23 protein-coding genes are annotated in these 23,811 nt (G+C 59.5%); 5 read left to right on the forward strand and 18 right to left on the reverse strand.

What is annotated here, in order from left to right:
- The first annotated feature begins 13 nt into the window (after positions 1 to 13).
- On the forward strand, positions 14 to 1,018 hold the full coding sequence (locus GS611_RS06660) for an Ldh family oxidoreductase (RefSeq protein ID WP_171633509.1): 1,005 nt from the start codon (positions 14 to 16) through the stop codon (positions 1,016 to 1,018).
- 62 nt (positions 1,019 to 1,080) lie between these two features.
- Here GS611_RS06660 and GS611_RS06665 read toward each other — a convergent pair whose 3' ends face one another.
- The 13 genes from GS611_RS06665 to GS611_RS06725 all read right to left on the reverse strand — a co-directional run bounded on the left by GS611_RS06665 (position 1,081) and on the right by GS611_RS06725 (position 12,459).
- Positions 1,081 to 1,788 (reverse strand): ABC transporter ATP-binding protein, encoded by a 708-nt coding sequence (locus GS611_RS06665; protein ID WP_171613573.1) that lies wholly within the window; start codon positions 1,786 to 1,788, stop codon positions 1,081 to 1,083.
- Positions 1,788 to 2,519: an ABC transporter ATP-binding protein gene (locus GS611_RS06670; protein ID WP_171633512.1), complete on the reverse strand. Its 732-nt coding sequence runs from the start codon at positions 2,517 to 2,519 to the stop codon at positions 1,788 to 1,790. Before GS611_RS06670 ends, GS611_RS06665 begins: the two co-directional genes overlap by 1 nt.
- A complete protein-coding gene (locus GS611_RS06675) occupies positions 2,516 to 3,463 on the reverse strand; it encodes a branched-chain amino acid ABC transporter permease (protein WP_171119494.1) in 948 nt (315 codons plus the stop codon). The genes GS611_RS06670 and GS611_RS06675 overlap by 4 nt, the downstream gene beginning before the upstream one ends.
- Before the next feature lies 1 nt (position 3,464).
- On the reverse strand, positions 3,465 to 4,316 hold the full coding sequence (locus tag GS611_RS06680; protein WP_171633515.1) for a branched-chain amino acid ABC transporter permease: 852 nt from the start codon (positions 4,314 to 4,316) through the stop codon (positions 3,465 to 3,467).
- Positions 4,317 to 4,381: 65 nt separating this feature from the next.
- Complete coding sequence (locus GS611_RS06685) at positions 4,382 to 5,662, reverse strand: ABC transporter substrate-binding protein (RefSeq protein ID WP_171170476.1); 1,281 nt, start codon at positions 5,660 to 5,662, stop codon at positions 4,382 to 4,384.
- A 95-nt stretch (positions 5,663 to 5,757) separates the two neighbouring features.
- Positions 5,758 to 6,168 (reverse strand): Rid family hydrolase, encoded by a 411-nt coding sequence (locus tag GS611_RS06690; RefSeq protein WP_171633517.1) that lies wholly within the window; start codon positions 6,166 to 6,168, stop codon positions 5,758 to 5,760.
- On the reverse strand, positions 6,165 to 7,346 hold the full coding sequence (locus GS611_RS06695) for a malate dehydrogenase (RefSeq protein WP_171633520.1): 1,182 nt from the start codon (positions 7,344 to 7,346) through the stop codon (positions 6,165 to 6,167). Before GS611_RS06695 ends, GS611_RS06690 begins: the two co-directional genes overlap by 4 nt.
- Positions 7,346 to 7,969 carry a BMC domain-containing protein gene (locus GS611_RS06700; protein WP_171633523.1) on the reverse strand — a complete coding sequence of 208 codons (624 nt, stop codon included), beginning with the start codon at positions 7,967 to 7,969 and terminating at the stop codon, positions 7,346 to 7,348. Before GS611_RS06700 ends, GS611_RS06695 begins: the two co-directional genes overlap by 1 nt.
- The gene (locus tag GS611_RS06705) at positions 7,966 to 9,345 is read right to left on the reverse strand and encodes an aldehyde dehydrogenase family protein (RefSeq protein WP_171633525.1); all 1,380 of its coding nucleotides are present in this window, start codon (positions 9,343 to 9,345) and stop codon (positions 7,966 to 7,968) included. The genes GS611_RS06700 and GS611_RS06705 overlap by 4 nt, the downstream gene beginning before the upstream one ends.
- Positions 9,345 to 10,529: a hypothetical protein gene (locus GS611_RS06710; RefSeq protein WP_171633528.1), complete on the reverse strand. Its 1,185-nt coding sequence runs from the start codon at positions 10,527 to 10,529 to the stop codon at positions 9,345 to 9,347. The genes GS611_RS06705 and GS611_RS06710 overlap by 1 nt, the downstream gene beginning before the upstream one ends.
- 22 nt (positions 10,530 to 10,551) lie before the next feature.
- Complete coding sequence (locus GS611_RS06715) at positions 10,552 to 10,860, reverse strand: BMC domain-containing protein (RefSeq protein WP_117869464.1); 309 nt, start codon at positions 10,858 to 10,860, stop codon at positions 10,552 to 10,554.
- Positions 10,861 to 10,900: 40 nt separating this feature from the next.
- On the reverse strand, positions 10,901 to 11,167 hold the full coding sequence (locus tag GS611_RS06720) for a EutN/CcmL family microcompartment protein (RefSeq protein WP_152457497.1): 267 nt from the start codon (positions 11,165 to 11,167) through the stop codon (positions 10,901 to 10,903).
- Complete coding sequence (locus tag GS611_RS06725; RefSeq protein ID WP_171633531.1) at positions 11,167 to 12,459, reverse strand: glutamine synthetase family protein; 1,293 nt, start codon at positions 12,457 to 12,459, stop codon at positions 11,167 to 11,169. The genes GS611_RS06720 and GS611_RS06725 overlap by 1 nt, the downstream gene beginning before the upstream one ends.
- A gap of 91 nt (positions 12,460 to 12,550) precedes the next feature.
- Between GS611_RS06725 and GS611_RS06730 the strand changes: the two genes are divergently transcribed.
- Positions 12,551 to 13,690, forward strand: a complete 1,140-nt coding sequence (locus tag GS611_RS06730; protein WP_171633534.1) for an FAD-dependent oxidoreductase — start codon at positions 12,551 to 12,553, stop codon at positions 13,688 to 13,690.
- Here GS611_RS06730 and GS611_RS06735 read toward each other — a convergent pair.
- The 5 genes from GS611_RS06735 to GS611_RS06755 all read right to left on the reverse strand — a co-directional run bounded on the left by GS611_RS06735 (position 13,687) and on the right by GS611_RS06755 (position 17,880).
- On the reverse strand, positions 13,687 to 14,037 hold the full coding sequence (locus GS611_RS06735) for a DUF1127 domain-containing protein (protein ID WP_171633536.1): 351 nt from the start codon (positions 14,035 to 14,037) through the stop codon (positions 13,687 to 13,689). The two genes, GS611_RS06730 and GS611_RS06735, sit on opposite strands and share 4 nt — an antisense overlap.
- 87 nt (positions 14,038 to 14,124) lie before the next feature.
- Entirely contained in the window at positions 14,125 to 14,820 is a 696-nt protein-coding gene (locus GS611_RS06740) for a type 1 glutamine amidotransferase (protein WP_171633538.1), read from the reverse strand.
- Positions 14,817 to 16,241, reverse strand: a complete 1,425-nt coding sequence (locus GS611_RS06745; protein WP_152457492.1) for an FMN-binding glutamate synthase family protein — start codon at positions 16,239 to 16,241, stop codon at positions 14,817 to 14,819. Before GS611_RS06745 ends, GS611_RS06740 begins: the two co-directional genes overlap by 4 nt.
- Positions 16,226 to 16,939, reverse strand: a complete 714-nt coding sequence (locus GS611_RS06750; RefSeq protein WP_152457491.1) for a glutamate synthase — start codon at positions 16,937 to 16,939, stop codon at positions 16,226 to 16,228. Before GS611_RS06750 ends, GS611_RS06745 begins: the two co-directional genes overlap by 16 nt.
- A complete protein-coding gene (locus GS611_RS06755) occupies positions 16,936 to 17,880 on the reverse strand; it encodes a glutamine amidotransferase (RefSeq protein WP_171633541.1) in 945 nt (314 codons plus the stop codon). Before GS611_RS06755 ends, GS611_RS06750 begins: the two co-directional genes overlap by 4 nt.
- A gap of 128 nt (positions 17,881 to 18,008) precedes the next feature.
- Between GS611_RS06755 and GS611_RS06760 the strand changes: the two genes are divergently transcribed.
- From GS611_RS06760 to GS611_RS06770, 3 genes are all read left to right on the forward strand, one after another.
- Entirely contained in the window at positions 18,009 to 18,680 is a 672-nt protein-coding gene (locus GS611_RS06760) for a GntR family transcriptional regulator (RefSeq protein ID WP_171633543.1), read from the forward strand.
- Between the two features lie 253 nt (positions 18,681 to 18,933).
- A complete protein-coding gene (locus tag GS611_RS06765; RefSeq protein WP_171633546.1) occupies positions 18,934 to 19,326 on the forward strand; it encodes a hypothetical protein in 393 nt (130 codons plus the stop codon).
- Between the two features lie 38 nt (positions 19,327 to 19,364).
- Entirely contained in the window at positions 19,365 to 23,654 is a 4,290-nt protein-coding gene (locus GS611_RS06770; protein ID WP_171633548.1) for a thiopeptide-type bacteriocin biosynthesis protein, read from the forward strand.
- Positions 23,655 to 23,811: the final 157 nt, after the last annotated feature.

A 23,811-nucleotide genomic window follows, 5' to 3' on the forward strand; every position in this document is an offset into this window, starting at 1 on the left:
GGGACTCGAACGGATGACCGAACAACCGACAAAAACGCTTTCTCTTGCCGAAGTTCGGGACTTGGCCAAATCGGTTCTTGTTTCTGCCGGAGCGGACACGCGCAGCAGTGATGTACTTGCCGATATCGTCACCCGGTCTGAACGGGACGGCCCGCGCAGCCACGGGTTGCGCATGTTGCCGGTCTATGTCCAAAGCTTCACGTCCGGCTATGCCAACGGGCACGCGAAGCCCAAAACCGAAAAGGTTGCCCCGGGCGTTTTGCGCTGTGATGCCGACAACGGGTACTATCAGGTTGCAGCGACAGCAGCCCGCGAGGATCTGATCGCGATGGCCCGGGAAAACGGGATTGCCGCGTTCACCTGCGCGAACTGCCACCATCTGGGTGCGTTACGGTTTGACACAGAACCTTTGGCCGAAGCCGGATTGGTGGCCTTTGCCGTGATCAACTCGTTGTCCATGGTGGTTCCGCAAGGTGGGGTTCGCCCGGTTTTTGGCACCAACCCCATGTCTTTTGCCTGCCCGCGTGATGGCGATGCGCCCGTGGTCTGGGATCAGGCCTCGTCCATGGTGGCCCTCATGGATATCCGCATGGCCGCCGCCGAGGGGCACGACCTGCCCCGCCCTGCCGGTCTTGATCCCCAAGGCGAGCCCTCGACAGACCCAAATGCCATCCTTGAAACCCGCAGCCTATTGCCGTTCGGAGAGCATAAAGGGGCCGCGATCGCCTTCATGGTAGAGGTGTTGGGCGCCGCGCTGGCGGGAGGAACCCTGTCCGTGGACAACAAAGAGCGCGAATCCTTCGGTGCCCTGAACATCAAAGGTGGAGCGACCCTGATTGCCATCGATCCCACCCGGTTCGGCAACGCGGCCTTCAACGAATATGTCGCCCGCATCTGCGCCGAGATTTCCGGCAACGGGTCCGCCCGGGTTCCGGGCGACGGTCGCCTTGCAAAACGGGCAGCCGCCGAAGCCCAAGGCATCGCCGTGAGTACCGAGGTTCTGGCCGCACTTGGCTGAAACTGAAATCACCCGCCATCGAATGGCCGGACGGCACCTGCCCGGCTTTCCAACCACGCCACTCAATGGCCGCCGAAATAGGCCTCGAGCAAGCGTTTGTCATTTCTCAGTTCGTCAGCCGTGCCCGACGTCTGCATCCGCCCGGACTCCAGCACATAGATGCGGCTGGCAAGCGACAGGGCAAAATTGGCATTCTGTTCCGTGATGACGACGGTCAGCCCGTATTCCTTGTTCAGCTGACGGACGACTTCGGCAATCTCGTGACAGATCTTCGGGGCAAGACCGATCGTCGGCTCATCGACAAGCAGCAGTTCCGGGCTGGTCATCAAGGCCCTGCCAAAGGACACCATCTGCCTTTCCCCGCCGGATTGGGTCGACGTCTCCTGCCCTTCCCGTTCTTGCAGACGCGGGAAAAGACTGTGCACCATCTCAAGGTTGTTTTCGATGTCGTCTCGTGCGGTGAAGGCCCCCACCATCAGGTTGTCGCGCACCGACATATAGGGGAACAGGTTGAACCGCTCGGGCGCATAGCCCACCCCGTGACGCACGATTTCCGAAGGGCTTCGACCGGCAAGGCTGTGCCCGCGCAATCGGATGTCGCCTTCGATTTTCACAAGGCCCATGATGCTGTCCAACAAGGTGGATTTACCTGCACCGTTCGGGCCGACCACGGCGACAATCTCACCGGGCTGCACCGTGATCGATATATCGGTCAACGCCTGGGCCTTGCCGTAAAACGCGGACAGCTTCTCGATTTCCAGATAGGACATCAGACGCTCCCCAGATACGAGGCTTGAACGGCCGTGTCGTTCATCACGTCGCTGAACGCGCCTTCGGCAATCATGGTGCCCCGCTCGATGGCGATGGCGCGGTCGATCAGCGGTTCCAGCGCCGGCAAATCATGGCTGACGATCAAAAAGGTCATCCCGTCCTTGCGCATGGATTGTATGAGATCGGAAATCTGCGCGATTTCACCGACTGTCAGACCTGCAAACACCTCGTCCAGCAACATGACACGCGGTGCGGTGGCCATGGTTCGGGCCATTTCAAGCTTGCGCAGATCACCCATGGCCAGTTCGGCGGGTGAGCGGCTCAGATCCGTTTCCGTGAACCCGACACTCAGCGCGAGCTCTTTTTCCCTGTCCGTATCCGGCGGCGAAACGATCATGCGCCAGACGTCGTCCGGCATCAGGCCCACCCTGATGTTTTCTGCAACACTCATGTCGCCGAACGGCCGAGGTATCTGATAGGTTCTACTGACCCCGGCCCGGATACGCTGAGGCGTCGACAGCGCCGAAATCTCATTGCCGAACAGCTCGATCGTACCGCTGTTCTGCCGCAATTCGCCCATGATCTGGCTGAATACCGTCGTCTTTCCCGCGCCATTCGGACCGATCAGGCCCAGCGACTCTCCTTCTTGCAGGGAAAAGGACAGATCATTCGTGGCCACCAGCCCGCCGAACCGTTTGACAAGACCGGAAACTTTCAGCGCAACGGTCATGCCAGCCCCCCTTTCCGCAGTCTTTGAAAGCCGCGTTGCACAAGTTCAACCAATCCTTTTGGCTGATACATGTAGAGAAGCAATGCGATGGCACCGTAGACGAAATACCGTTCAGCCCCGGGAAGCACGGGGCGCAGGTATTCCAGAAGGAACGTCATGAAGAACGCACCGATCATGGGGCCGATGATGGTCGATGTTCCGCCCAGCAAGGCCGCCACGATGATGGTGAAAAGAAAGTTGATGTCAAACAGCGCGCGGGGCGCAAGTGAGCCCAGATAATGGACATAGAACGCTCCGCCCAGACCTGCGATGAACGCGCTGGTCAGAAACGCAAAGGCCTTCAACCGCGTGGTGCTGAGGCCCGAACCGCGCACGCTTTCTTCATTCATCCCGATGGCGGCCAGTGCAGTGCCCAGCCGGGTTTTCATCAGCAGCCACATGCTGACCGCCACGCTGAGCATCAAGGCCGTGGACAGGTAGTAGCCGTTTGCCGCGCCTCGTGTCAGGGTTTGAATTCCCGACATCCCGCGTGTGCCGCCGGTCAGATCCGGACGGATCACCTGAACCAGCTGATAGAGCAGCTCCATGAAAGCCAGTGTGACCAGCGCGAAGTAGCTGCCGCGAATGCGCAGAGCGGGCAACAACACAATCAGGCCTGCGATCATCGTAACCAACACGGCCACAGGGATTGAGATTTCGACTGGCACGTCAAACCGTTTGGTCAGGATGGCAGTCGTATAGGCCCCGATACCGATCAGGAAGGGATGCCCGAAACTCACATACCCGGTCCTGCCCGACAGCACATCCCAGCTGATGGCGAAGATGGCCAGATAGTTGGCAAAGATCATCGTGCGCAGCGTCCCGTTCGAGACGACCTGGGGCAACAGCAGCATCCCCGCAATCAGGCCGCCCCAAAGGACAAAGTGAAACCAGCGCAAACCCATGTTACAACTCCTCGCGGCCGAACAGGCCCTGCGGTCGCGTCACCAGCACGCCGATGATCAGCAGCATGGTGAAGACACCGCGCAGTTCCGGCGCCAGGGTGGCGACAACGATGACTTCGAGAAAGCCGACGATATGAGCAACGACCAGCGTGCCGATGATCGACCCGATGCCGCCCACAATGACGACGGCCACCGAGATGATCAGAGGTGCAACCCACATTGACGGCGAAAGCTGCGTATAGCTGGCGAAAAATACGCCGCCCAGCGCACCCAGTGCCCCTGAGATACCCCATGTGATCAGGTTGATCCGATCCGGGTCGATCCCTGAAATAGCGGCCCCCTTGGCGTCCATCGACACCGCCTGCATCGCCCGCCCCGTATGTGTCAGGCGGACAAAAGCATACAGGCCCAGCAAAATGGCCCAACTGATCATCGTTGCGATCAGGATATTATAGGTGACGGACGCTCCGGCCACGTTGATCACGCCCGGCACGATCGGCAGCAGGATCTTGCTGCTGTCGCCAAAGACAAGAACGATCCCGGCCTGAATCACGACCGCCAGGATCAGCGTCGATATTTCGACGGCTACGTGATCCCCTTTCAGGGTCTTGACGATCAGGCGGTATTTCAGCACCCCCATCAGAACGCCCAGAACCACGGCCACTGCGACGCCCATCAGCTTTGGCATTCCCAGCGTCTGGGACACCCAGAAATACATATACCCGCCGACCATCAGATAGGCACCGTAGGCCAGGTTCAGGACCCGACCGATGCTGAAGATCAGCGTGAAACCCATTGCGATAAGCGCATAGAGACCGCTGAGCAAAAGCCCCTGGATCAGTATCTGCAACATGTAAGGATCCCTGGCTGCGGGTGCGCGCGCCCGCGCACCCATTTCAAGCTAAGCGAACGGACAGGTTACTGTTTGACCCAGCTTGGCAAAGTGAATTCACCCGTCGCGTATTTCTCGGGATAGACAACGGCGGCGGTGCCGTCCTCGTACCACTGGACCACGACCATTGACGGCGCGGCATCGTCGAACGGCTCGGACAGATCAAAACGGATATTGTGCGGGTAAGTACGGCCAGTCACGGGCTCTACCTCGTCATCGCCCCAGAATGCGTAACGCAGCCACAACTGGCCATCCAGTTCTAGAACCAGATCCTGTTTCTTCATCGCATCGGCCCAGCCTTCGACATTGTCGAAACCGCCAGCCTCTTCGGCTGCGGCCATCGCCTGTTTTAGCCCATGATAGGCGTTGAACCCGTTGAAATGCGGCAGCAGCGGGCGGCTGTCATACTTCGCCTGATAGGTATCGACAAACTCTTGGCTGGCCGGATCGAGCCGAAACCCGACCGAAGGGATCGGAGACAGGGTCGAGATACCGCCACCGGCACCACCCGTATCTTCCCAATATTCCATACCCAGCGCAGCGACGTTCACGCCCGTCATCGCCATCGGTACCTGGAGTTTCACGTATTGCGATGACACAACCTGCGAATTCACCGACGAGACCTGATAGATGAAGTCCGCCCCGGTATCCTGCGCACGGCTGAAGATCGGAGCAAAATCGACGGTGGCGACGTCATACGTGATGATGTCCTTGACCTCGATACCCGCAACCGGTGCAAGCGCTTCGGTGACAAGGCCGGTGATCGCCTCGCCAAAGGCCGTATCTTCCGCCAGAATGACGACGGAATCCCACCCCATTTTTTCCTTCAGAACATCCGCGCCAAAGTTGATGTACAACGTGGCCAGCGCCTCATCCGAGGCGATGTTCATGAAATAGGGCGCCATGCTTTCAGGGTCTTCGACCACCATGTCGATGATGCCGATGTAGGATGTCCAGGTGTCCAGCGTCGGAATCCGGTATTCCTGCATGCGGGGCAGCCATCCCAGCGACACATCGTCAATCGAGCCCGAGATGATGAAATCAACCTCTTCCGTTTCCGCAAGGTATTCATAGGCCCGGATGCCCTCGGTCGGGTCCTGTCCGGTATCCGCCGAGACCAGGGTGATCTGTTCGCCCATCACGCCGCCATTTGCGTTGAGCTCTTCAATCGCAATCTCGGCCCCGCGCAGCGTCGACAATCCGGTGTCCGAGGAAAGCGACCCAATGAATCCTACCTTGATTTCCGCTCCGGCCGCCGAGGCCATGAGCGCGATGCATGTTCCGCTGAGCAGCGCTGTCTTGATCATCACATTAGCTCCCTGTGTCTCATTATGCCTTCTTGTATTCTGTATACAGTACACAAGACGATGGTTCGATCAATTCCTTTCTTGAAGACTCATGTTCAGAATCCGCTGATTTCGCCGTTTTCATGGTGGATCACGGCATCCACGTCGATTTCCACCATCAGCCCCGGCTGAGTCAGCCCAGCCTGAACAGCCGTCAGAACCGGATCGATCCCCTTGAAAACTTCGCCATGCGCCTGCGCGAACGCGCCCGCTTGGGAGAGATCGGTCAGATAGGCGCGAACCCGCCCCACATGTCGCAGTTCGGCGCCAACCTCTTTCAGTGCGTCATCGATGCGAGACAGGATGTAAAAGGTCTGCGCACCAACGTCCCCGGGCGCGTGGATGCGGCCCGTCGGCTCGATGGCCGTTGTTCCGGCAACCCAGACAAAGGGGCCGATGCGCTTGGCCCGAGAGTACGAGGCCACCTCTTCAAACCGTCCGCCGGATTTCCAAAAACGCAGGGTCACAGGCCCAGCCTCACCCGGATCGCTTCGGCCGCGTTTTGCAATGCCGCGTTTTCTTCGGCGGTTAACCGCAACTCCTCGACCTCAACCAATCCGCCTGCACCCAGATGGGCTGGCACGCCCAGCACGACACCGTCGATGCCGTATTCCCCGTGCAGCATGACCGAAACCGGAACCGGGCCTGTACGCGCGCCCCGAATGTGATCAATCAATTCGATCGAGGCATGAGCCGGAGCTATCGTTGCAGAACCTGATTTCCGAAGCGCGACCACCTGACCGCCCCCGGTGATCGCATCCTGAACACAGGCTTCGATCTGTTCGCAGGACAGAAATACATCCAGCGGACGGCCTTTGATCCTGGCGCGGCTGGGGATCGGGGCCATTTCGTCCCCATGACTGCCAAGCGTGAAGGCTTCGACGTCCGCAGGCGTGACACCCGCAGCCATTGCCAGCGCGTTGCGAAACCGGCTGCTGTCCAGCGTTCCTGCCATACCCAAAACCTGTTCGCGGGGGAAACCTGTTGCACGCAGCATCTCGACCGTCATTTCGTCCAGCGGGTTGGTCACCACGATCACGATGGCATTTGGTGCGGCTGACCGGATCGCTTCGGCGGACTGACGGATCACGCGGGCATTCACATCGATCAGATCGGCACGTGTCATGCCCGGACGGCGGGCTCGTCCGGCCGTGACGACGACCACATCCGCCCCGGCCACCAGATCCATCGCTTCGCCACCGACACATCGGGCCCGCGCACCGGTGATCCCGGAGGTATGATTGAGGTCCAGCGCAGTCGAAGCCGCCAAACCCGGAGTGATGTCGATCAGCGCGATTTCATCCGCCATGTCCGCCAGTGCCGCCAGATGCGCGATATTGCCGCCAACACCCCCCGCCCCGATCAAGGCAAGTTTGCCCAGCCTGCGGGCTTTGCGCGGCGCACGCGAAGGGGCAACCCATTTGGGTGAACGGCGGTACAGCACCCGGCGCATGGAAACAGCACCATCCGTACGCGGCGGTTTCGGTCGCTCGAGCGGGCCATCCACCAAGGAGATACCAACACGCTCTGCGGTTTCACGCGCAAGGGCCGTCACGATGTCACCCGGCAAAACCTCGAATACGATCCTGCCCCGACGGCGCGCATCCTCGACCGCATCCGAGCCTATGACGCGAGGGGTTGCCATCAGCTGTCCTGCCCGTCCACCGCCTCGATTGCACGCGTCGCGGCCTCGACGGCGGTTTTGACCGAATTTTCGGACCCCGAGATGAACAAGCGACCAAACCGCCCCACCGCACGCACCTCGACGATGTCAATCTCGGCGGCCTTTTCGGCCTCATTCGCGGCAATCGAGATATAGGCGGCCGGCGCGCATTCCACGATCCCCAACGTCTGCCCCGGCACGATCAATGCGCCCTTGCGCCATTTGTTCAAAAGCTGCGCCTGATAGGGCTCGACACTTGTGATGATTTGCGTGGAACTGATGGCAGGCTTCAATCGATCCGTCATGGAAGCCCCAAGTTCGGCCAGCATCGCGTCCCGTGCAGCGGACACTTCGGCGTTTGAAGGCGAGCGGAGGATGAAGAATCCGAACTCGCGCTCGACCATCTGCGTCGTCGCTTCGACCGAGGACGCCTTGAGCGCCCGGTCGATCAGCGAGAATACACCATTGCCCGGCGCGAACTCTCCGATCAGCACGGTGTCACCGGACAAAGGCACTGACCCTTGCACCGTCGCGCCGTTGTAGGCGGCGAATTTCGGTTGCAGGTTGTCGATCTGCATCAGCGCCCGGATCGTGATCTCGCTCATGCGCCATACTCCTCGTAAATGTCGCGCCAGGGTCTGCTTTCATACGCGACCCGCTTGATGTTGATGAGATGCAGGGCGGTGACGTTGTCCGAGGTGATCGACCCCGACCACGTACCGGTACCCAGCATAAAGGATGGTTCAAGGTCGGTGGAATACCCCATGCCGCCCATGATCCCCGGCGTATTCACCAGGACCCGCCCCGTGGGCACGGTGGAAAACCGAGCGACTACCTCGGGGTCATCGGCATGGATGACCGAGGAATGTCCCCAACCTTCGAATTTGGCAATGGATTGCGCCAGTTCGATGCCGTGATCGGTGGACTTCGCCTCGTAAAAGGCCAGCACCGGGTTCAGCTTTTCAGCCGAAAGCGGGCGTTGCCACCCCACTTCGGTCTCTTCCGACACCAGGCAGCGCGTGCGCGGCGGAATCGAGAACCCCGCAGCATCGGCCAGCGCCTGAGGGCTTTGGCCGACGCGTTCGGGATCCATTGCCTGAACACCCTTGAAGATGACCCGAGCCAGCCGATCGGCCTCGGCCGGGGTACAGAAATAAGCGCCTTTGAGTTTCAGTTCATGGCGCAGATCGCGTGCAATTTCAGGATCGGCGACCACGGCCTGTTCACTGACACAAGCCGTGCCATAGTCAAAGCTTTTTGACGTCACAATCATCTCGGCAACTTCGGACAGATCGCGCGCCTTGGACTTGTGCACGTAACACGGCACGTTCCCCGCCCCGACCGCAAGCGTCGGTTTGCCGCTGGAATAGGCAGCCTTGACCATGGCAGGGCCACCTGTCGCCATGACAACCGACGTGCGGCGATGCTTCATCAACTCGGCGGTGCCCTGAATGGTCACAGCGTCCAGGCATTGTATTAACCCTTTGGGCGCGCCCATCTGTTCGGCAACGCGCGCCATGATACGGACGGTTTCCTTCCCGCATTCCACGCCGCGCGGATGCGGAGCACAGACGACGGCATTTCCCGCCTTCACCGCAGACAGAACCTTGTAGATGATCGTGGAGGTCGGATTTGTCACCGGGATAAGCGCCGCGACCACACCCATCGGCTCTCCGAAAGCCGCGATCTTTGTCGCATCGTCCCGCCACAACAGACCCAGCGTCGTGACATCCCGCAGGTAATCGGCGACCGACAAGGCGTTGAACAGATTCTTGACCCGCTTGTCTGCTATGTTGCCGTACCCGGTTTCCTCGACCGCCAATTGCCCCAAACGTTCGGCTTCAGGTTCGATCGCCCGAGCCATGGCATCGACGATGGCATCCACCTGTGCCGGGTCGGTGCCGAGAAAGGCGCGATAGGCTTCGAAAGCCGTTTCAGCAGCGCGCCGTGCGGCGGCGATGGATTTCAGATCAGCGTCCATCACGAGGCTCCGGTGGCAATGGTGTCAAAGATACGGCGGGCCTGATCGACATCGCCTGCGGAAATTCCGATGGTTTCCAGCCTGCGCCCGGACGCGGCCACGTCAGCGCCCAGGATGCGATCCGTCATGCAGATCAGGCTTTCCGTCAGAGGCGCAGTCAAACCTGCGAGCTTTGCGGCGGAAACAAGGGGCACCAATGATCCCAAGACGCCGTCGCGCATCAATTGGCGCGCGGCCTGCCGATCCGGGACCGGACGCGCGCCCGCCCCCCGCTCGGCGCCGGCATAGGTCGCGATCCAGTCATCGGTCTCGGGCAGGTTTCGAACGCCAAAGGCCTTAGCGACCTGCCGCCTTTCGCCAGCCAACCCGTGGATCACCTCATGCTGTTCCGGCCCTATGAGCGCAGAGAATGTCCGGTTGCCTTCCAGCGGCACCCCGCCCATCGGCACATCCGGTCCACCGGCCCCCAGCCCCGCGCCACCAAGGATCAACGCCGGAATCTCGACCGCTGCGGAAAGATCGGCAAAGCCTGAGGCCAGAACCGAATCCAGCGGCTGGATGTTCGAAAGATAGGGTTGCAGCGCTTCAAGAACGTCCGCGCGGCCTCGGGGCAATGTCGCAGCAGCCATCGGTGCCGCCTGCGTCAGGGTCAGGCCCGCACCTTCGGCCTGGTACCAGTATGGCAGGCCCTGCGCCTCGACCAGAGTGACGTCGGCAGTGCAGCCGCCTATTCGCAGCATCCAGACCGCTTCGACCGCGCCCAAAGAGCGACCGGGCGCCAGAACAAGCACCTGCCCATCGTGCAGATGATCGGCCAGCACCATCGCATAGGTGCGCTGTTTGTGGATCGGTCCGGTCAGAAAGATCGCCTGTGCGTCCCGCACTGCTGCATCCAACTCTGCCGTGGTGCGGATCGAAGGCCCGTCGCGATCCACCTGATACGTGCCCACAGGCCCTTCGCCGCGAATGCCAATGCCCGAGGATTGGGCAAGCAATGACAGTTCCGCCCCATAGGCCGAAAACAGCGTAACCTCAGCCCGTTCGGCCAGACACAGCGCTGCCAGAAGACGGGCATCCGGGCCGCCACCCAATACAGCAATGCGCTCAAACCTTTGGGCAACGGGTGCATCCCGTGTCGCGCCACGTGTCACCGCGCGCGTGAAATCCTCGAAACCGGCTGACATGGTACCTCCTCAAAGGGGTTGATCAGGCCGACGACCCGGCACCCAGCCCGTCGATGATTGCCTCAAGCTCGTCATGCGGCCGCGCGATCACGTGAACCGAGACCACCTCGCCCACCTTGTTGGCCGCTGTCGCGCCTGCATCGGTGGCGGCTTTGACCGCGCCGACCTCGCCGCGCACAAGGGTTGTCACCAGCCCGCCGCCAGCTTTGGTCTGACCCACGATGGCAACGCTGGCTGCCTTGACCATCGCATCCGCGGCTTCAATCGCGCCGACCAGGCCGCGTGTTTCGATCATGCCCAGGGCCATCTGCCCCGCCACTGGTTTCGCCATTTTCTGTTCCTCCAAAAATAGATGATTCGCGTTGTGTGATTCAGGTTGTCGAGACGCGGTCGATCACCGCGATGATGGCCATGTCCACGGGGGCAGTGGACAACCCGGCCGCCATGCGGGCGGCAGACCCGCTGACAACCAGCACCGTGTCCCCGACCCCAGCGCCGCAGGTATCGACCGCAACCCGTGCGGGATCGATCAAGCTGCCCTTGCTGTCGACCAGATCCGTCACCAGCAGCTTTGCTCCGACCAGCCTGGCGTCCTTGGCAGTTGCCGTGACAGTTCCAGCGACCTTGCCCAAGTGCATCAGAACGCCCTCAGGTAGCGGTCAAGTTCGACCTGTGTGACCTGTTGATTGAAGAATTCCAGCTCTCGCTCGGCCTGTTGCAGGACCAGTTCCCACTGCATTTCGCCTATGACATCGCGCAGCCATTCCGATCCGCGCGCCAGATCGATGGCGGTTGGCAAATCGGTTGGAATTGGGTCTCCGATCCCTTCTTCATACCCGTTGCCTGTCGTCGGCTCCGAAGGGGACAGCCCCTGTTCGATCCCGTCAAGCCCGGCGGCAATCTCGGCCGCAAGCAACAGATACGGGTTGGCGTCCGCACCGGCATCGCGCTTTTCCACCCGCACGGCACTGTCCGAGCCTTCGATGACACGGATACCAACCGTACGGTTGTCATAGCCCCAGCTCGTGTTGATCGGGCAGAACGTATAGGGCTGGCGACGGCGGTATCCGTTGACCGTGCCGCTGCCGCAAATCGCCGTCTCGCACATGCGCTTTTGCAGACCTGCGATGAAGGATTTTCCGGTGCCGTTGATCTTGCCGTTGTCGGCAAACGCGTTTTTGCCGTCTTTCCACAACGAGTAATGCGTATGAAACCCGTTGCCCGATTGATCAAAAAACGGCTTGGGCATGAAAGTCGCCAGATAGTCGTGCGCGATCCCCAACTGGCGGATCAGGGATTTGAACAGAACGACACGATCCGCAGCTGCCAAAGCTTCACCATAACGAATGTTGACCTCGATCTGGCCGGCCGCATATTCCGGGTTCGACTGTTCGATGGGAATGCCACATTCGTTGATCTGCTGACGGATCGGGCCAACGATGTGTTCCATCCGGGCGGCGCGGCCCAGACCATAGACCTGGATGCCCGTGTCGCGGGGCTGGCCGGTTTCCGGGTCCAGCAGATAGAACTCCAGTTCCGTGCCGACATTCACCTCGAACCCCATGTCGCGGGCCCGGTCCACCTGCCGCACCAAAGCCTGACGCGGATCGATCGGCACAGGTTTGTGATCCATGCCCTCAGCGCGGCCAAAACAGACGGCCACGCCCGGTTCCCACGGGACAGCGACAGGCTTTGTCATCGGAAAGACATGCATGTCGGGATAGCCGTTGTCGAAATTGACGTAAGGCGTATCCCAGACGTCGCAGGTCATATCGATCGCCAGCAGTGCAATCGACAGAGCATTGCCGCTTTTGCAGACATGATCCCAATGGCTGGCCGGAATGCGCTTGCCACGCATGATGCCGTTGAGATCCCCGACACCAAGAATGACGGTATGTGTGCCCTCGGGCAGATCAAACCCCGAACTCATTTGCGCGTGCTCCCTGTTTTTAGCTTTATAATTGTTGTATTCTGTATACAGTATTCACAAAGCCAGTCAGGAAACAAGGAAAATCTGCGCCATGTCCAAAAGCTCGGTCATCGTTGTCGGAGGCGGCATAGTCGGCGTCATGACGGCGCTTACACTGCAACGGCGCGGCGAGGCCGTGACATTGATCGACAGGTGGGAGCCGGGACATTCCCGTGCATCTTCAACAGATTACAACCGGGTGATTCGCGCCATATCCGGGCGGGACGAGTTCTATACAAGCTGGGCGCGCGAAAGCCGCCTGCGCTGGCTGGAGCTGCAAGCCGAAAGCGGCCAGAACCTGATGTATGAATGCGGCGCCTTGATTCTGGCGACGGCGGGGCATTGCGACTGGGAAGACGCAACCGCACAAACTTTCGACCGGGTCGGGGTGCCCTATTACAAATTCGGTCGGTCGGATATCGAATCGCGGTTCCCTCAGTTCAAGGTCACCGACATCGAATATGCGCTGTTCGAACCCGAAGCCGGAATGCTGATGGCGCATCGATGCGTTCTGACCGGTTTGGATCTGTTCCGAAAGGCAGGAGGCAAAGTACAACGTGGTCGCGTCACCACGGATGGATCGGAACGTCCGATGCTTGACGGCAAACCGCTCGAGGCTGATCTGATCATCATGGCGACTGGCCCATGGATGGCTGACATGTTTCCCAGAACGATCAAGCCGATCTCGACCGTGGTTGGCGTTAATGTCCTCTACACCTCAACACCCGACGGGTCGGAAGATTTCGACATGAGCCGGATGCCCTGCTGGATCGATCACGGGCAAGGGTCATTTGGTCTGCCGTCGTCCGAAGGCTCCGGCGTAAAGGCGGCGGTTGTCATCCCGGACAAGATCGATCTGGACAATGATGAACGGCTGATCCGCCAGGAAACACTGGGCCGCACACGCAGCTATATCCGCCACCGGCTTCCGGGTTTAGAGGGGCAAAGGGTTGTGGATTCCAAGTTCAACCAGATCATTCTGACCCCGGATACACATTTCATTGTCGACTGGCACCCCGAGCATGAAAACGTGCTGTTCGCCGGCGGATGCTCTGGCCATTTGTTCAAGCACGCCCCGGTGTTTGCAGAATTTGCAGCAGGCGTTGGGCTGAAGGATTTTGGAACCGCGGACCGGTTCAAGATCAGCGGCCGCAGAAAGCTGAGCCCGAAGGAAAGCCCCAGTGGACGCTAACCATCCAGGAGGGCGCGATAAATTCCAGCATTTGGGCATTTGCCCTGGGGAAGTCGCGCGCCCGCCCGGATCGCGTCACGGCAGGTTTCGGCCTGAAGGCAGTGCCCGCATTTTTCCGCCAGTTCCAACCCCAGCTCGGGGTGCGCGTTCAGGTCTGCCTCGGTCAGTCCGAATTGTCCGGCCATGGCGAGTATACGCTCTCGTGCCTGTGGTGCGCCCGATCGCAACATGGCCAGATCCGCGCGGGACAAGCCAAGGTCTGAAAGCTCTCTGTCACTCAGGTTTTCATCCCGAGGTGAGCTGACGATGCGCGCTATTTTCTGAAAGAAATCTGTGTATCCCGACATATCGCGGCCTCCTCCACCACGTTATGGATACAGTATACACAGTGTTTCAAAGCCGGAATTGATCAGGATCAAGCGGGTTTTCAGGTTTTACGGCCGACCGCAGGCATTGCGAAACAAGTCAACCGCCTGCGCGGCGGCCAGATCCTTCGGCACATGTGCCATCTCAATCGAGGCCAGCCCCTCATCCGCCTTTTGCGGTGCAAGGAACACGTAGCGCCCGCGCACGAACAATTCACGCAGATGGCTTGCCCGGTATTCGGGATGGAATTGCACGGAACGGGCCGGGAAATCATAATCCAAGGCCCCTACCGGGCAGTGATCCGCCGACCCTGTCACCTGCGCCGAAGGCGGAACCTGCGTGACCTGATCCTGATGCCAGACAAAGGCATCTACGCTGGTTCCACCATAGTCGAAGCCTCGTGCGCCGACGACATTGCCGATCTCGGCCTTCTCGGCTTTGCCGCCATAGACATCCGCCATGATCTGATGACCAAAGCAGATGCCGAAGACCGGCTTGGCATGGTCCCGGCACAACTCCAGGAAATCGCGAAGGGGCCGCATCCACTTCGTGTCATCGTAGACGCCGAATTCGGACCCTCCGACAACAACCCCATCAAAATCCCCGAGCTGAGGCAATGCCTCGCCATCAACCACATCCACCGTGGAAAATCGGGCTTCGGGCAGATGTGGTTCAAGCCATGCGCGGATCTGCTGGGCCGTACGCGGCAGCCCCTCAAGCAGCGGCAATGGATGAAGGGTCAACTCAAGAAGCGCGATCCTCACCAGTCGAAGGCCCGGTCGATGCCCGCCATCTTGACGCCGGTAAAGGCCGAGGCCTGAAAACTGAGCGCACGCAGATCTTCGGTTTCCAGATTGTGCACCGAAGATTTGCCGCAGGCCTTGGCAAGCGCCGTGATCTCCATTGTCATCGCGGTCAGATACCGCGCGACGCGCTCTGCACCTGCATGCGGGTTCATACGCGCCTCAAGGTCAGGATCCTGCGTTGCGATCCCAACCGGGCAACGGCCCGTATGGCAGTGATGGCACGCCCCCGGCGATGTTCCCAGCGCCTGGTAATCGTCCAGATATCTGGGAGTGTTGCATCCCAGCGCGACCATCGCGGCATTCCCGATCATGACCGCATCCGCCCCAAGCGCCAGACATTTGGCCGCGTCCACACCTGATCGGATCCCGCCCGCGGCGACAAGCGAGACCTTGCCGCTCATCCCGCACTCATCCAGCGCTTCGCGTGCCGCGCGTATGGCACTCATGGTCGGTATGCCCGTGTGATTCAGCAGCAACTCGGGTGACGCACCGGTGCCGCCCTCGGCCCCGTCCACCACGACGACATCCGCGCCCGCCTTTGCAGCCACGGCCACGTCGAACCGCGGCCGCGTGGCCCCCATCTTGATAAAGATCGGCACCTGATAGTTCGTGGCGATGCGCAATTCCTCGATTTTGACGGCCAGATCGTCAGCCCCAAGGAAATCGGGGTGCCGGATGGTGGATCGCTGATCGACCCCTTCGGGCAAAGTGCGCATTTCGCTGACCCGCGGGCTGACCTTCATTCCCAGCAGCAGACCGCCGGTGCCCGGTTTGGCCCCCTGCCCGACCACCAGTTCAAGCGCATCGGCGCGGCGCAGGTGATCCAGATCGACCCCATAGCGGGCAGGCGACATCTGGTAGAGCAGGCGTTGGGAGGCTTCGCGCTCCTCTTCCAGCATGCCGCCTTCGCCGGTGCAGGTCATGGTGCCCACCTTCGAGGCACCATAACCAAGCGACGCCTTGGCCGAGGCCGAGAGCGCACCGAAAGACATCGATGCGATATAAATCGGGATTTTCAGTTCCAGTGGCCGTTCCACCAATCCGCGCCCGCCGCCAAGAACCGTCGTCGTATCGCAGCTCTCGCGGTATCCTTCCAGCGGAAGGCGGGTCATCGTCGCCGGGACAAATGTCAGATCGTCGAATGTCGGCAACTGCTTGTTGAACGTGTTGTAGCCACGCACCTGATACCGCCCAAGCTGCGCCAATGCGTGAACTTCCGATATCGCTTCGGGCGTCCAGCGGGTTGATCCCCCTTCATCATAAGACGAAGGCACACCAGCCGGTCGTCCATCGACCGCACCTGCGTCGCGGAACCGTATTTCTTCCTCTGACGCGACCTCGAACGGGTAGTCATAGGGTTTACTCAGATCATGAGCCATGCGCTTGCGTCCCTGCTTTCAAAATACCAAAGGCGCTGGCCAGAGACCATTTTGCGCCAGTTACGAGAGCTGTCGACAAGCCCCAGAGGGTCAAGGATCGCATCGACCTCGGCCACCTCTTCGGCAGTGGGTTCGATCACCGAGACGTCCACACCCAGGCTGTCAACTTCGCCTGCGACCCAAACCTCGCCTTGCCACAAAGCGTCCGCACAGGATTCACCCGCACCGCCCAGCGCAATGATGCGTCCCGCATGCGCCATGAAACCGGATTGGTATCCGATCTTGCCCTCGACCACGATGTTGCCGCCCTTCATGGCAACACCGACACGCGGCCCGGCATCACCTTTGACATGAATGGTGCCGCCAATCATCGCCGCCCCGCAGGACATGCCCGCATAGCCGCCGACAGTGATGTGACCCTTGGCCATCCCTTCGCCCACGGCCCATCCGCAATTGCGTTCGATAGAGATGTTGGCGCCAGTGTTCAGACCGCCGCAATAGTATCCCACCGAACCTTCGAAAGTGATGTCCACATTGTCCGGCAGGCCCACGCCCAGATTGTGTCGCGACAGCGTATCGACAACCCGGATCGGCCGTCCTGATGCGCAGGCTGCCATGATATCCCTGTTCACCTCACGAATATGCCGCTTGCCGACTTCGATGACGATTTCATCCATCTGTCTTGCTACCTCGCTCATGCTGCCAGGCTCCGGTTGCCGACACCCCAGATGCCGGTCAGCGACGGGCCATCATAGTTGATCACGTCGCATTCTTCGGCCATCACGCGACGCACCGCCTGTTCTTCGGTCGCGGCGGCCAGGTCCCCATTGCGATTGACCACAACTAACGGTTTCATCGCGAACCGATCCTTGGCAAATCCGATCCCGTCCGGCGTTGCGATCATGTAGGTGAATACTCCGTCGATAGAGGTAATCGACTTCTTCAGCGCCTGTTCCATCGTCAGACCCGCTTTCATCCGGTCACTGACCCAGACCGCAATCAACTCGCTGTCATTCTCGGTCAGAAAGCGATAGCCCTTTCGGCTCAACTTGTCGCGCCATGTGAAATAATCGGTGATCTGGCCGTTATGCACGATCGCCACATCCGAAAACGGCCGCGCCCAGAACGGGTGTGAAGCGTTGGGCAGAACCGAGCTTTCCGTCGCAAGCCGCGCGTGGCCAAGACCATGGGTGCCGATGATGTCGCGCACGCCATGCTTTTCGGCAACCGCTTCGGCGCCGCCGATGTCCTTGATGATCTCAAGACTGCGGCCGCAGGACTGCACTTCGAACCGGTCCGTCAGCTCATCTGCATCCCGCACCCAGGCCTGCAAATCAGTCGGGTCCGAGATTTCCGCGCGAAAGCAATAATGCCGGTTCTCATCGGTTACGATCTTCGGATCGGACAGAAAGCAAGAGCCGTGATCCTTCAACACCGCCTCAAACGCATTCAGGTCAGCATCCTGCCGGGATTTGTCAAATCCCATCCCTCGTAAAACATATCCGGTGTCTCGTGGCGGTCCATAAACTGCAAACCCGGTGCTGTCTGCGCCACGGTGTTCCTGCGCATCCATCAGGTCTACCAGGTCCGCCCCGACCTGCCCGGGTGCGGTAAGAATCCTTCCAGCGATTCCACACATGAAGAGCTCCCTGTTCAACTGCGTTTGTATACTGTATACAGTACACGGACAATAGCAAGCCCATTCGCCTTGGCACCAGATGCTTTTTTGAATACAGAATTCACAAAACACGGAAAGAGAGGCTCCGAGTGGCTCTGAAACAGATAAAAACACAGCGCAGACGGCTGGCGGACGAGGTTTATGATCAGTTGGTCGAAGCCATAATGAGCCGCGAAATCTCTGCCGAAGACCGATTGGTTCAGGAAAAGCTGGCAGCGGAACTGAACATCAGCCGCACCCCGGTTCGCGAGGCTTTGATGCGGCTGGAAACCGAAGGTGTTCTGGAAGTCGCCGCAAGCGGTGGTTTCCGGCTGGCCCGCATGGATCAAGCCGAAGTCCGGCAGCTGTATCAGGCCCGCGCCGCAATCGAAGGTCAGGCCGCCCGGATTCTTGCGGCCCACGCAGACCCCGCGGTTCTGGAGGGTTTGCGCGCGCTGATTCGTCGTGAAGAAAACTTGACCAATCCTACGACGCGCGACTATTTCATTGCCAACCGGCGCATTCACCGCGCCTTCATGGTTGAAGCGGGAAACAAGTTCCTGCTGGACATGTTCGACATGATCTGGGGCAAGGCCATGGCCTTTCACCTGTTTTCCGCAATCGAAAATGTCGATATCTCACAGTCTCTGGGTGATCATCAGGCGCTTGTCGACGCGATTGAAACCGGAGACGTGACAGAAGCACTGGAAACCTTTACCGCCCATATTCAGGCCGGGTTCGATTTGCAGATCGAGGGGCTGAAAGAAGCGGACAACGGCTGACGCACGGAACCGTCGGCAGGGCGGACCGCGCCGGTTCGCCTGCCTGAAACCGGCTCATGCATCGCGGGCAATGCCACCAAGTATCCGCGCGCTGTTCTGACGGCTTCATGACAAAACGGTCATTTTCGTCTATTATTGAAATCTCTCATTACAAAGACCCTCCGATTCCATCGGAGTTGATATTTGGACGACACATTTTTCCACAGGCGGTCCCAAGTCGACTATTCGACCACCTCAGATTCCGGAGAGAGAAATGAGTGCTGACGAAAACGACAATCGCAAAGAACACGATTACACCGAAAGCGAAAAGACAGATCCGGAATGCCGGTCTGTCGATGACAGGCTGACCGCGATCGAGCAGCGCCTCGACCAGTTGATGCGCGTCATGGAACCAGGCCCGGAAGACAGGCTAGAAACCGTCGAACATCGCGTGGACGCGCTTTTGACATCCATCGAATTCCTGGGCGAGTTGGGGGATCATTCTTCTGGCTTCAATCCCACGTCCACCGGTCCTGCCTTCGGCTTCGTTGACGCCGGCAGCGTTGGGGCCCCGACGCGCCGCACGTTCAGCTGGGCCAAAAATTGCTGCAAGAATTGGTGCAGCATCCGTGCCAGCAGCAAAGGGTGCCATCCAAACGCCTGCTGAATGGTAAATCTCGCGTGGCGGAGAATTTATTTTGTTCAATGTCTATTTCATCAACGCGGATTGAAGCGGCAATACAGTCCATTGCAGGGTCGATTGTGGCGGCCCCGATCAGAACTGATGCTATCGGACTGGGAAGCGCCGTCGCCGGAGAGGCGATGGCATTGCTGGCGGCAGACAAGTTTCTAAAGGATGATCGCGTGCGATCCGCCGCGTCACGTCGCCTTGCGACCATCTGGGCTTGCGACCGAGACCTGCGCGGAGCCCCTGTTTCACTGTTCGATGGCCGCGCCGGCCTTGGGTTGCTGGCCTGTCATGCTCTGGACGCCAATCCAAACGATCCCGAAGCGCAACTGGCGCTTGACCGTGCCCTGCGTTCGGTTGCGCAACGCCTTCTCGAAGCCCCCTGGATGGGGCATTTCGATCACGTGTCCGGTCTTGCGGGTATATCCGTATTTTTGTGCGAACCGAAATCCCGGACGGCCCGTCTTGGGGGAAAGTCGCTGTGCCTGCGTTTAGCCGAGGAGCTTTGGAGGCACTCGGCACGCACAGAACGGGGGCTTGCGTGGACAGAACCTTTTTCCTCTCCGGAAGACGAGACCGGCCCCCTGAAAACAACGCGGTACCTCGTCAACATGGGGCTGGCGCATGGTTCTCCTGGCGCCGTTCTGGCTCTGGCTCGCCTGGGTCGGCGGCACGCGTTCACACCGCGACACATCGAAGACCTCAAAGACGCGGTCCTGTTTCTCCTTTCGCACCGGGGCGCGTTTTCAGACAGCGGCCTGTCATCCTGCTTTCCCTGCATGTCAGCGCTCAGTCATGCGTGGGAGGTACCGTCACGTCTTGCGTGGTGTTATGGCGACCTAGGTATCATATACACCGCGCTCGCGGCGGCGAGGCTGGTGGGTATGGAGGACGAAATACGCGATGTCGCATCGCGGGTTCTGGTATCCTGCGTCGACAGACCTATTCGTGAGACAGGTATCAATGACGGTGGGCTGTGCCATGGCGATGCCGGAATTGTCGTGATGGCCCTTGCCATTCGATCGCTTTTTCCCAACGCGGACGTCGATCCCCTGATCGGAAAGCACGCCGAACGGCTTTTGTCCCTCGTTGAACGGGAATTGAGCCCGGACGGGCTTCCCGCGATCGGCGCAGGCTGGAAGACGTTTCAATCGACGGATCTTTTGACCGGGTCGAGCGGCGTTTTGTTGGCACTGCTTGCCCTAAGGGACACGGGTTACCTCGGATATCTGAAGTTCATGGGGCTGGATGTTGAAGAGAGTGCACACTGTCCGTCCCGACCAGAATCGCACAACTCTCGTCCGTTCCTCGGAATTCGTGTTAGTACGCGTTCACCGCAGCACGATCTTGGCGGAGTCACAAAAAGCACCCGAAAAAAGGATCTGGAAAAGCGTGCTTCAGATTTAATTCGCGATCCGGCCTTTGCCTTGTCGCTGTTCATTGCACGACCCGGTTTCTTTTCGAAGGTCAAGCGGGAACTCGAGAAAGGCGAAGGCCTCTCCCCCGCAGTCCTCGGCACATTGTTTCGGTTTGTTTACCGAATGTGTTTTCGCCCGACGCCGTTCGGCGCATTCGCGGCAGTGGGCACGGCAGTACCTGTTGCAGGCAAGGACATCGTCACCGTGGCAGACCACCATCTGGATATGGATCTGGACTGTGGGTTTTTGTCTCATATTGCCGCCGGACTCGCCGAAACGCAAAGCACAAGGGTGCGGTGCAATCCATCGGCCTGGTGGGAACAGGACGTTCTGCACTGGATAACCAACGGTGATCTCGACGGACCCTGGAACCACGAACAGATCATTGCAGCGGCGGATTCCGATCTGGCAGAGTTCATCTTTGATGTCGATTCCGTCCCGATTTCCGATCTGGAAACGGCCCTTAAAGACCGCTCTTTCAAATCTGCCGTGACGATCTCGGATCTCTGTCGGTCCGAGGCTCTGATACCACGGAAAGACCCAATACTTCTGGGGCATGACGCAACCGCCAGAACCCTGAAGCGGCTGGAAAGAGATATGACCGCCCGCCAAAAGAGAGGCTTGGCGGCACTCCGGCATGATCTTGATGCCGCGCGTGAAACCCCTTCGATGATCGCGTTAAAGCAACTAGGGCGAACAGCTGACTCTTTCGCCCCGGGTTGGAGAGGTGATTTTCTGCATGTCGATGCGCATTGCGTCGGCACGTTGGAAACACCACTGCGCGCGGTGCAGGCACTGACCGACGCATGGAACATTTTGGAAAAGATCGGCTTTCGCGTGCCAAAGCCAAACCGTTTTTTGGAATTTGAACGGCGTTTCCTTGACCGTTACGGTGACCGCGCCGTGTTGCTGGGTCAGGCCGTGGATGCCGAAAGCGGGCTTGCATATCTCGGCATGCCGCTGCGAATGGATTTCGTTACAGGTACGGGGTCGTCAAGTGATGCCCCTAGGCAAAACCTTCAGAAATTTCCGCTGGAACCCGATTGGGACGCGCACAAGTGGGTGCTTTGCGCGCAGGATATCGAGATCCTGCATGCCCGCAACACGGACCAGACCCCTTTCGCCATCCAGGATGGCGTTCTTCTAAGCAAAGTAGGACGCAGTGTCGGGCACAACCCCGTCTGGACGGCCTATCCCGAAGGTATTTTCCCGGGCGGGCCCAAGGCGATTTTCGGCCGTTTCTCAAGGCGAAATCAGTTGATCGCAGACACGTTGATGCAACACAGCCCCACGCGTGAAGAGGATTCGACAATTGTCGAAGCAGACATCCTGTGCGCCACGGACCCCCGGTCATCAAACATCCTCAGACGCGCCAGCCTTTCACGGTATGTCATCGAGATCCTCGGCGACAGCGGGTTACCGCCCGAACTGAGGATTCCGCTGCACGATCTGTGGATTCGCCACGATGGCAGTCGGTTCCGACTGTTCTGGGGCAGCCAAGGCGTCGAGGTCATTCCACAACTGCACGCTGCCCACCAAAGCCCTCCCGGGGCGCCGGCTGTCTATCTTCTGCTCATCGACATCGCCATGCACATGCGGCAACCGTCGGTGATCTGGTCGTGGCAATCGCAAAGCAATCGGAACCGACTGCCCAGGGTCTGTGCTGGAAATGTGGTCCTTGCGCCGCAACGGTGGCGTCTTTGCATCCCGACACAGGTGGTCAGGTCGGGCAAAGCGGAATTCTGGCTGGAAGCCAACCGACAAAAACTGGAATTGCCGCGATACGTGGCCCCTACGGATGAGGCCAGCGACATGGCCACGCCATGGGATCTGGACAACCCCTTTTCCACTGCGAACCTGATCAAGACGTTGAAAAAAGGGCCGCTTTCGATCTGCGAGTACCTTCCAACGCCCAAGGATTGGTGGATCGACTCGTCGCATGGTCGATTGGCCTCTGAACTGGTTTATGCCCCAGCAAAGCCAGTTGATACGCCCTTTGTCGAATACGATGCCAACCCGACCGCATGGCAACCGCTGGGGCACGGCACTGAAGAGGCCGGGTCATGGTTGTATCTGCGGCTTTTCGGGGATGCCATGAAGCTGGAACAGTTCCTGAAACTGCAATCGAACAGGTTGGCGCTGTGGCAGAAACGCAATCTGATCGAGAACTGGTTCTTCGTAAGATATGCAGACCCGGAGCTTGAACTGCGCTTCCGCATCAAGTTTTCAAATGATCATGACAGAGTTCTGAGGAACCGGGTGCTTGTTCACTTGCAGAAAACGGCCGGTGGATTGGTGGACAGGTTTCTTGTTGACGAATACCTGCCTGAAACGGCGCGCTACGGCGGAGAACTGGGGCTCGGCGCATGCGAGAGGATATTCGGCGCCGACTCGATCACTGCGCTTGATGTGCTCAACGATCCGAAGATCAGCCGGTCCAGACGGTGGATGGCGTCGGCCGCCAGTATCGACGCCCTGTTCGAAGATTTGGAATTGCCTACAGGTGTTCGGCTGGCGATCTCCGAGCGCTGTTCGCAAAACTACGGCGGCGGCCCGGCGTCGGGCCGGATTGCGCGTCGTGCTATTGGAAAGGAATGGAGAAGTGCGTGTGTTGTTCTGAGTGAGCTCGGGGTGGGCAAAGGCATTCATTCGCGGCCATCGCGCTGGAACGCACGTGCGGCCAGGCTTCATCCGGATCTTGGACGCCTTCAGCGAGAAGAACAGGATGGCCGGTTGGGAAGCGGCTTGGCCGACGTTCTGGGAAGCCTCGCTCATATGTCCATCAACCGGATCCTCCACTGGGGAACCGCCGCGGAAGAGGCGGTCATCCACGAGGCGCTGTGTCGACATTATCGAACCAAATTGAGCCACGGGTGGAAATCGTCCTAAGCGGCATGCTCATGGCAGCGGGTTGGAACCTGAACCGTCCGCCCGAAACATGGGCTGTCCACACATACCCCCTGCTCCCGAATGAAGCACCCGGCGCATGGGGCAAGGCAACGCGAACGGTTGCGCTTTTGACCTACAGCGGGATACCACTGAACCT

It is taken from the genome of Ruegeria sp. HKCCD6119 (assembly GCF_013110585.1).
Lineage (GTDB): Bacteria > Pseudomonadota > Alphaproteobacteria > Rhodobacterales > Rhodobacteraceae > Ruegeria.

What these genes read in the sequence shown, in the direction of transcription:
- GS611_RS06660 (WP_171633509.1), top strand. Translation starts at nt 14, where the DNA reads ATGACCGAACAACCGACAAAAACGCTTTCTCTTGCCGAAGTTCGGGAC.
- GS611_RS06665 (WP_171613573.1), bottom strand. Translation starts at nt 1,788, where the DNA reads ATGTCCTATCTGGAAATCGAGAAGCTGTCCGCGTTTTACGGCAAGGCC.
- GS611_RS06745 (WP_152457492.1), bottom strand. Translation starts at nt 16,241, where the DNA reads ATGGCTCATGATCTGAGTAAACCCTATGACTACCCGTTCGAGGTCGCG.
- GS611_RS06735 (WP_171633536.1), bottom strand. Translation starts at nt 14,037, where the DNA reads ATGTCGGGATACACAGATTTCTTTCAGAAAATAGCGCGCATCGTCAGC.
- GS611_RS06715 (WP_117869464.1), bottom strand. Translation starts at nt 10,860, where the DNA reads ATGGCGAAACCAGTGGCGGGGCAGATGGCCCTGGGCATGATCGAAACA.
- GS611_RS06710 (WP_171633528.1), bottom strand. Translation starts at nt 10,529, where the DNA reads ATGTCAGCCGGTTTCGAGGATTTCACGCGCGCGGTGACACGTGGCGCG.
- GS611_RS06695 (WP_171633520.1), bottom strand. Translation starts at nt 7,346, where the DNA reads ATGGCAACCCCTCGCGTCATAGGCTCGGATGCGGTCGAGGATGCGCGC.
- GS611_RS06765 (WP_171633546.1), top strand. Translation starts at nt 18,934, where the DNA reads ATGAGTGCTGACGAAAACGACAATCGCAAAGAACACGATTACACCGAA.
- GS611_RS06685 (WP_171170476.1), bottom strand. Translation starts at nt 5,662, where the DNA reads ATGATCAAGACAGCGCTGCTCAGCGGAACATGCATCGCGCTCATGGCC.
- GS611_RS06725 (WP_171633531.1), bottom strand. Translation starts at nt 12,459, where the DNA reads ATGAGTTCGGGGTTTGATCTGCCCGAGGGCACACATACCGTCATTCTT.
- GS611_RS06755 (WP_171633541.1), bottom strand. Translation starts at nt 17,880, where the DNA reads ATGTGTGGAATCGCTGGAAGGATTCTTACCGCACCCGGGCAGGTCGGG.
- GS611_RS06720 (WP_152457497.1), bottom strand. Translation starts at nt 11,167, where the DNA reads ATGCACTTGGGCAAGGTCGCTGGAACTGTCACGGCAACTGCCAAGGAC.
- GS611_RS06730 (WP_171633534.1), top strand. Translation starts at nt 12,551, where the DNA reads ATGTCCAAAAGCTCGGTCATCGTTGTCGGAGGCGGCATAGTCGGCGTC.
- GS611_RS06770 (WP_171633548.1), top strand. Translation starts at nt 19,365, where the DNA reads ATGTCTATTTCATCAACGCGGATTGAAGCGGCAATACAGTCCATTGCA.
- GS611_RS06750 (WP_152457491.1), bottom strand. Translation starts at nt 16,939, where the DNA reads ATGAGCGAGGTAGCAAGACAGATGGATGAAATCGTCATCGAAGTCGGC.
- GS611_RS06705 (WP_171633525.1), bottom strand. Translation starts at nt 9,345, where the DNA reads ATGGACGCTGATCTGAAATCCATCGCCGCCGCACGGCGCGCTGCTGAA.
- GS611_RS06700 (WP_171633523.1), bottom strand. Translation starts at nt 7,969, where the DNA reads ATGAGCGAGATCACGATCCGGGCGCTGATGCAGATCGACAACCTGCAA.
- GS611_RS06675 (WP_171119494.1), bottom strand. Translation starts at nt 3,463, where the DNA reads ATGGGTTTGCGCTGGTTTCACTTTGTCCTTTGGGGCGGCCTGATTGCG.
- GS611_RS06670 (WP_171633512.1), bottom strand. Translation starts at nt 2,519, where the DNA reads ATGACCGTTGCGCTGAAAGTTTCCGGTCTTGTCAAACGGTTCGGCGGG.
- GS611_RS06680 (WP_171633515.1), bottom strand. Translation starts at nt 4,316, where the DNA reads ATGTTGCAGATACTGATCCAGGGGCTTTTGCTCAGCGGTCTCTATGCG.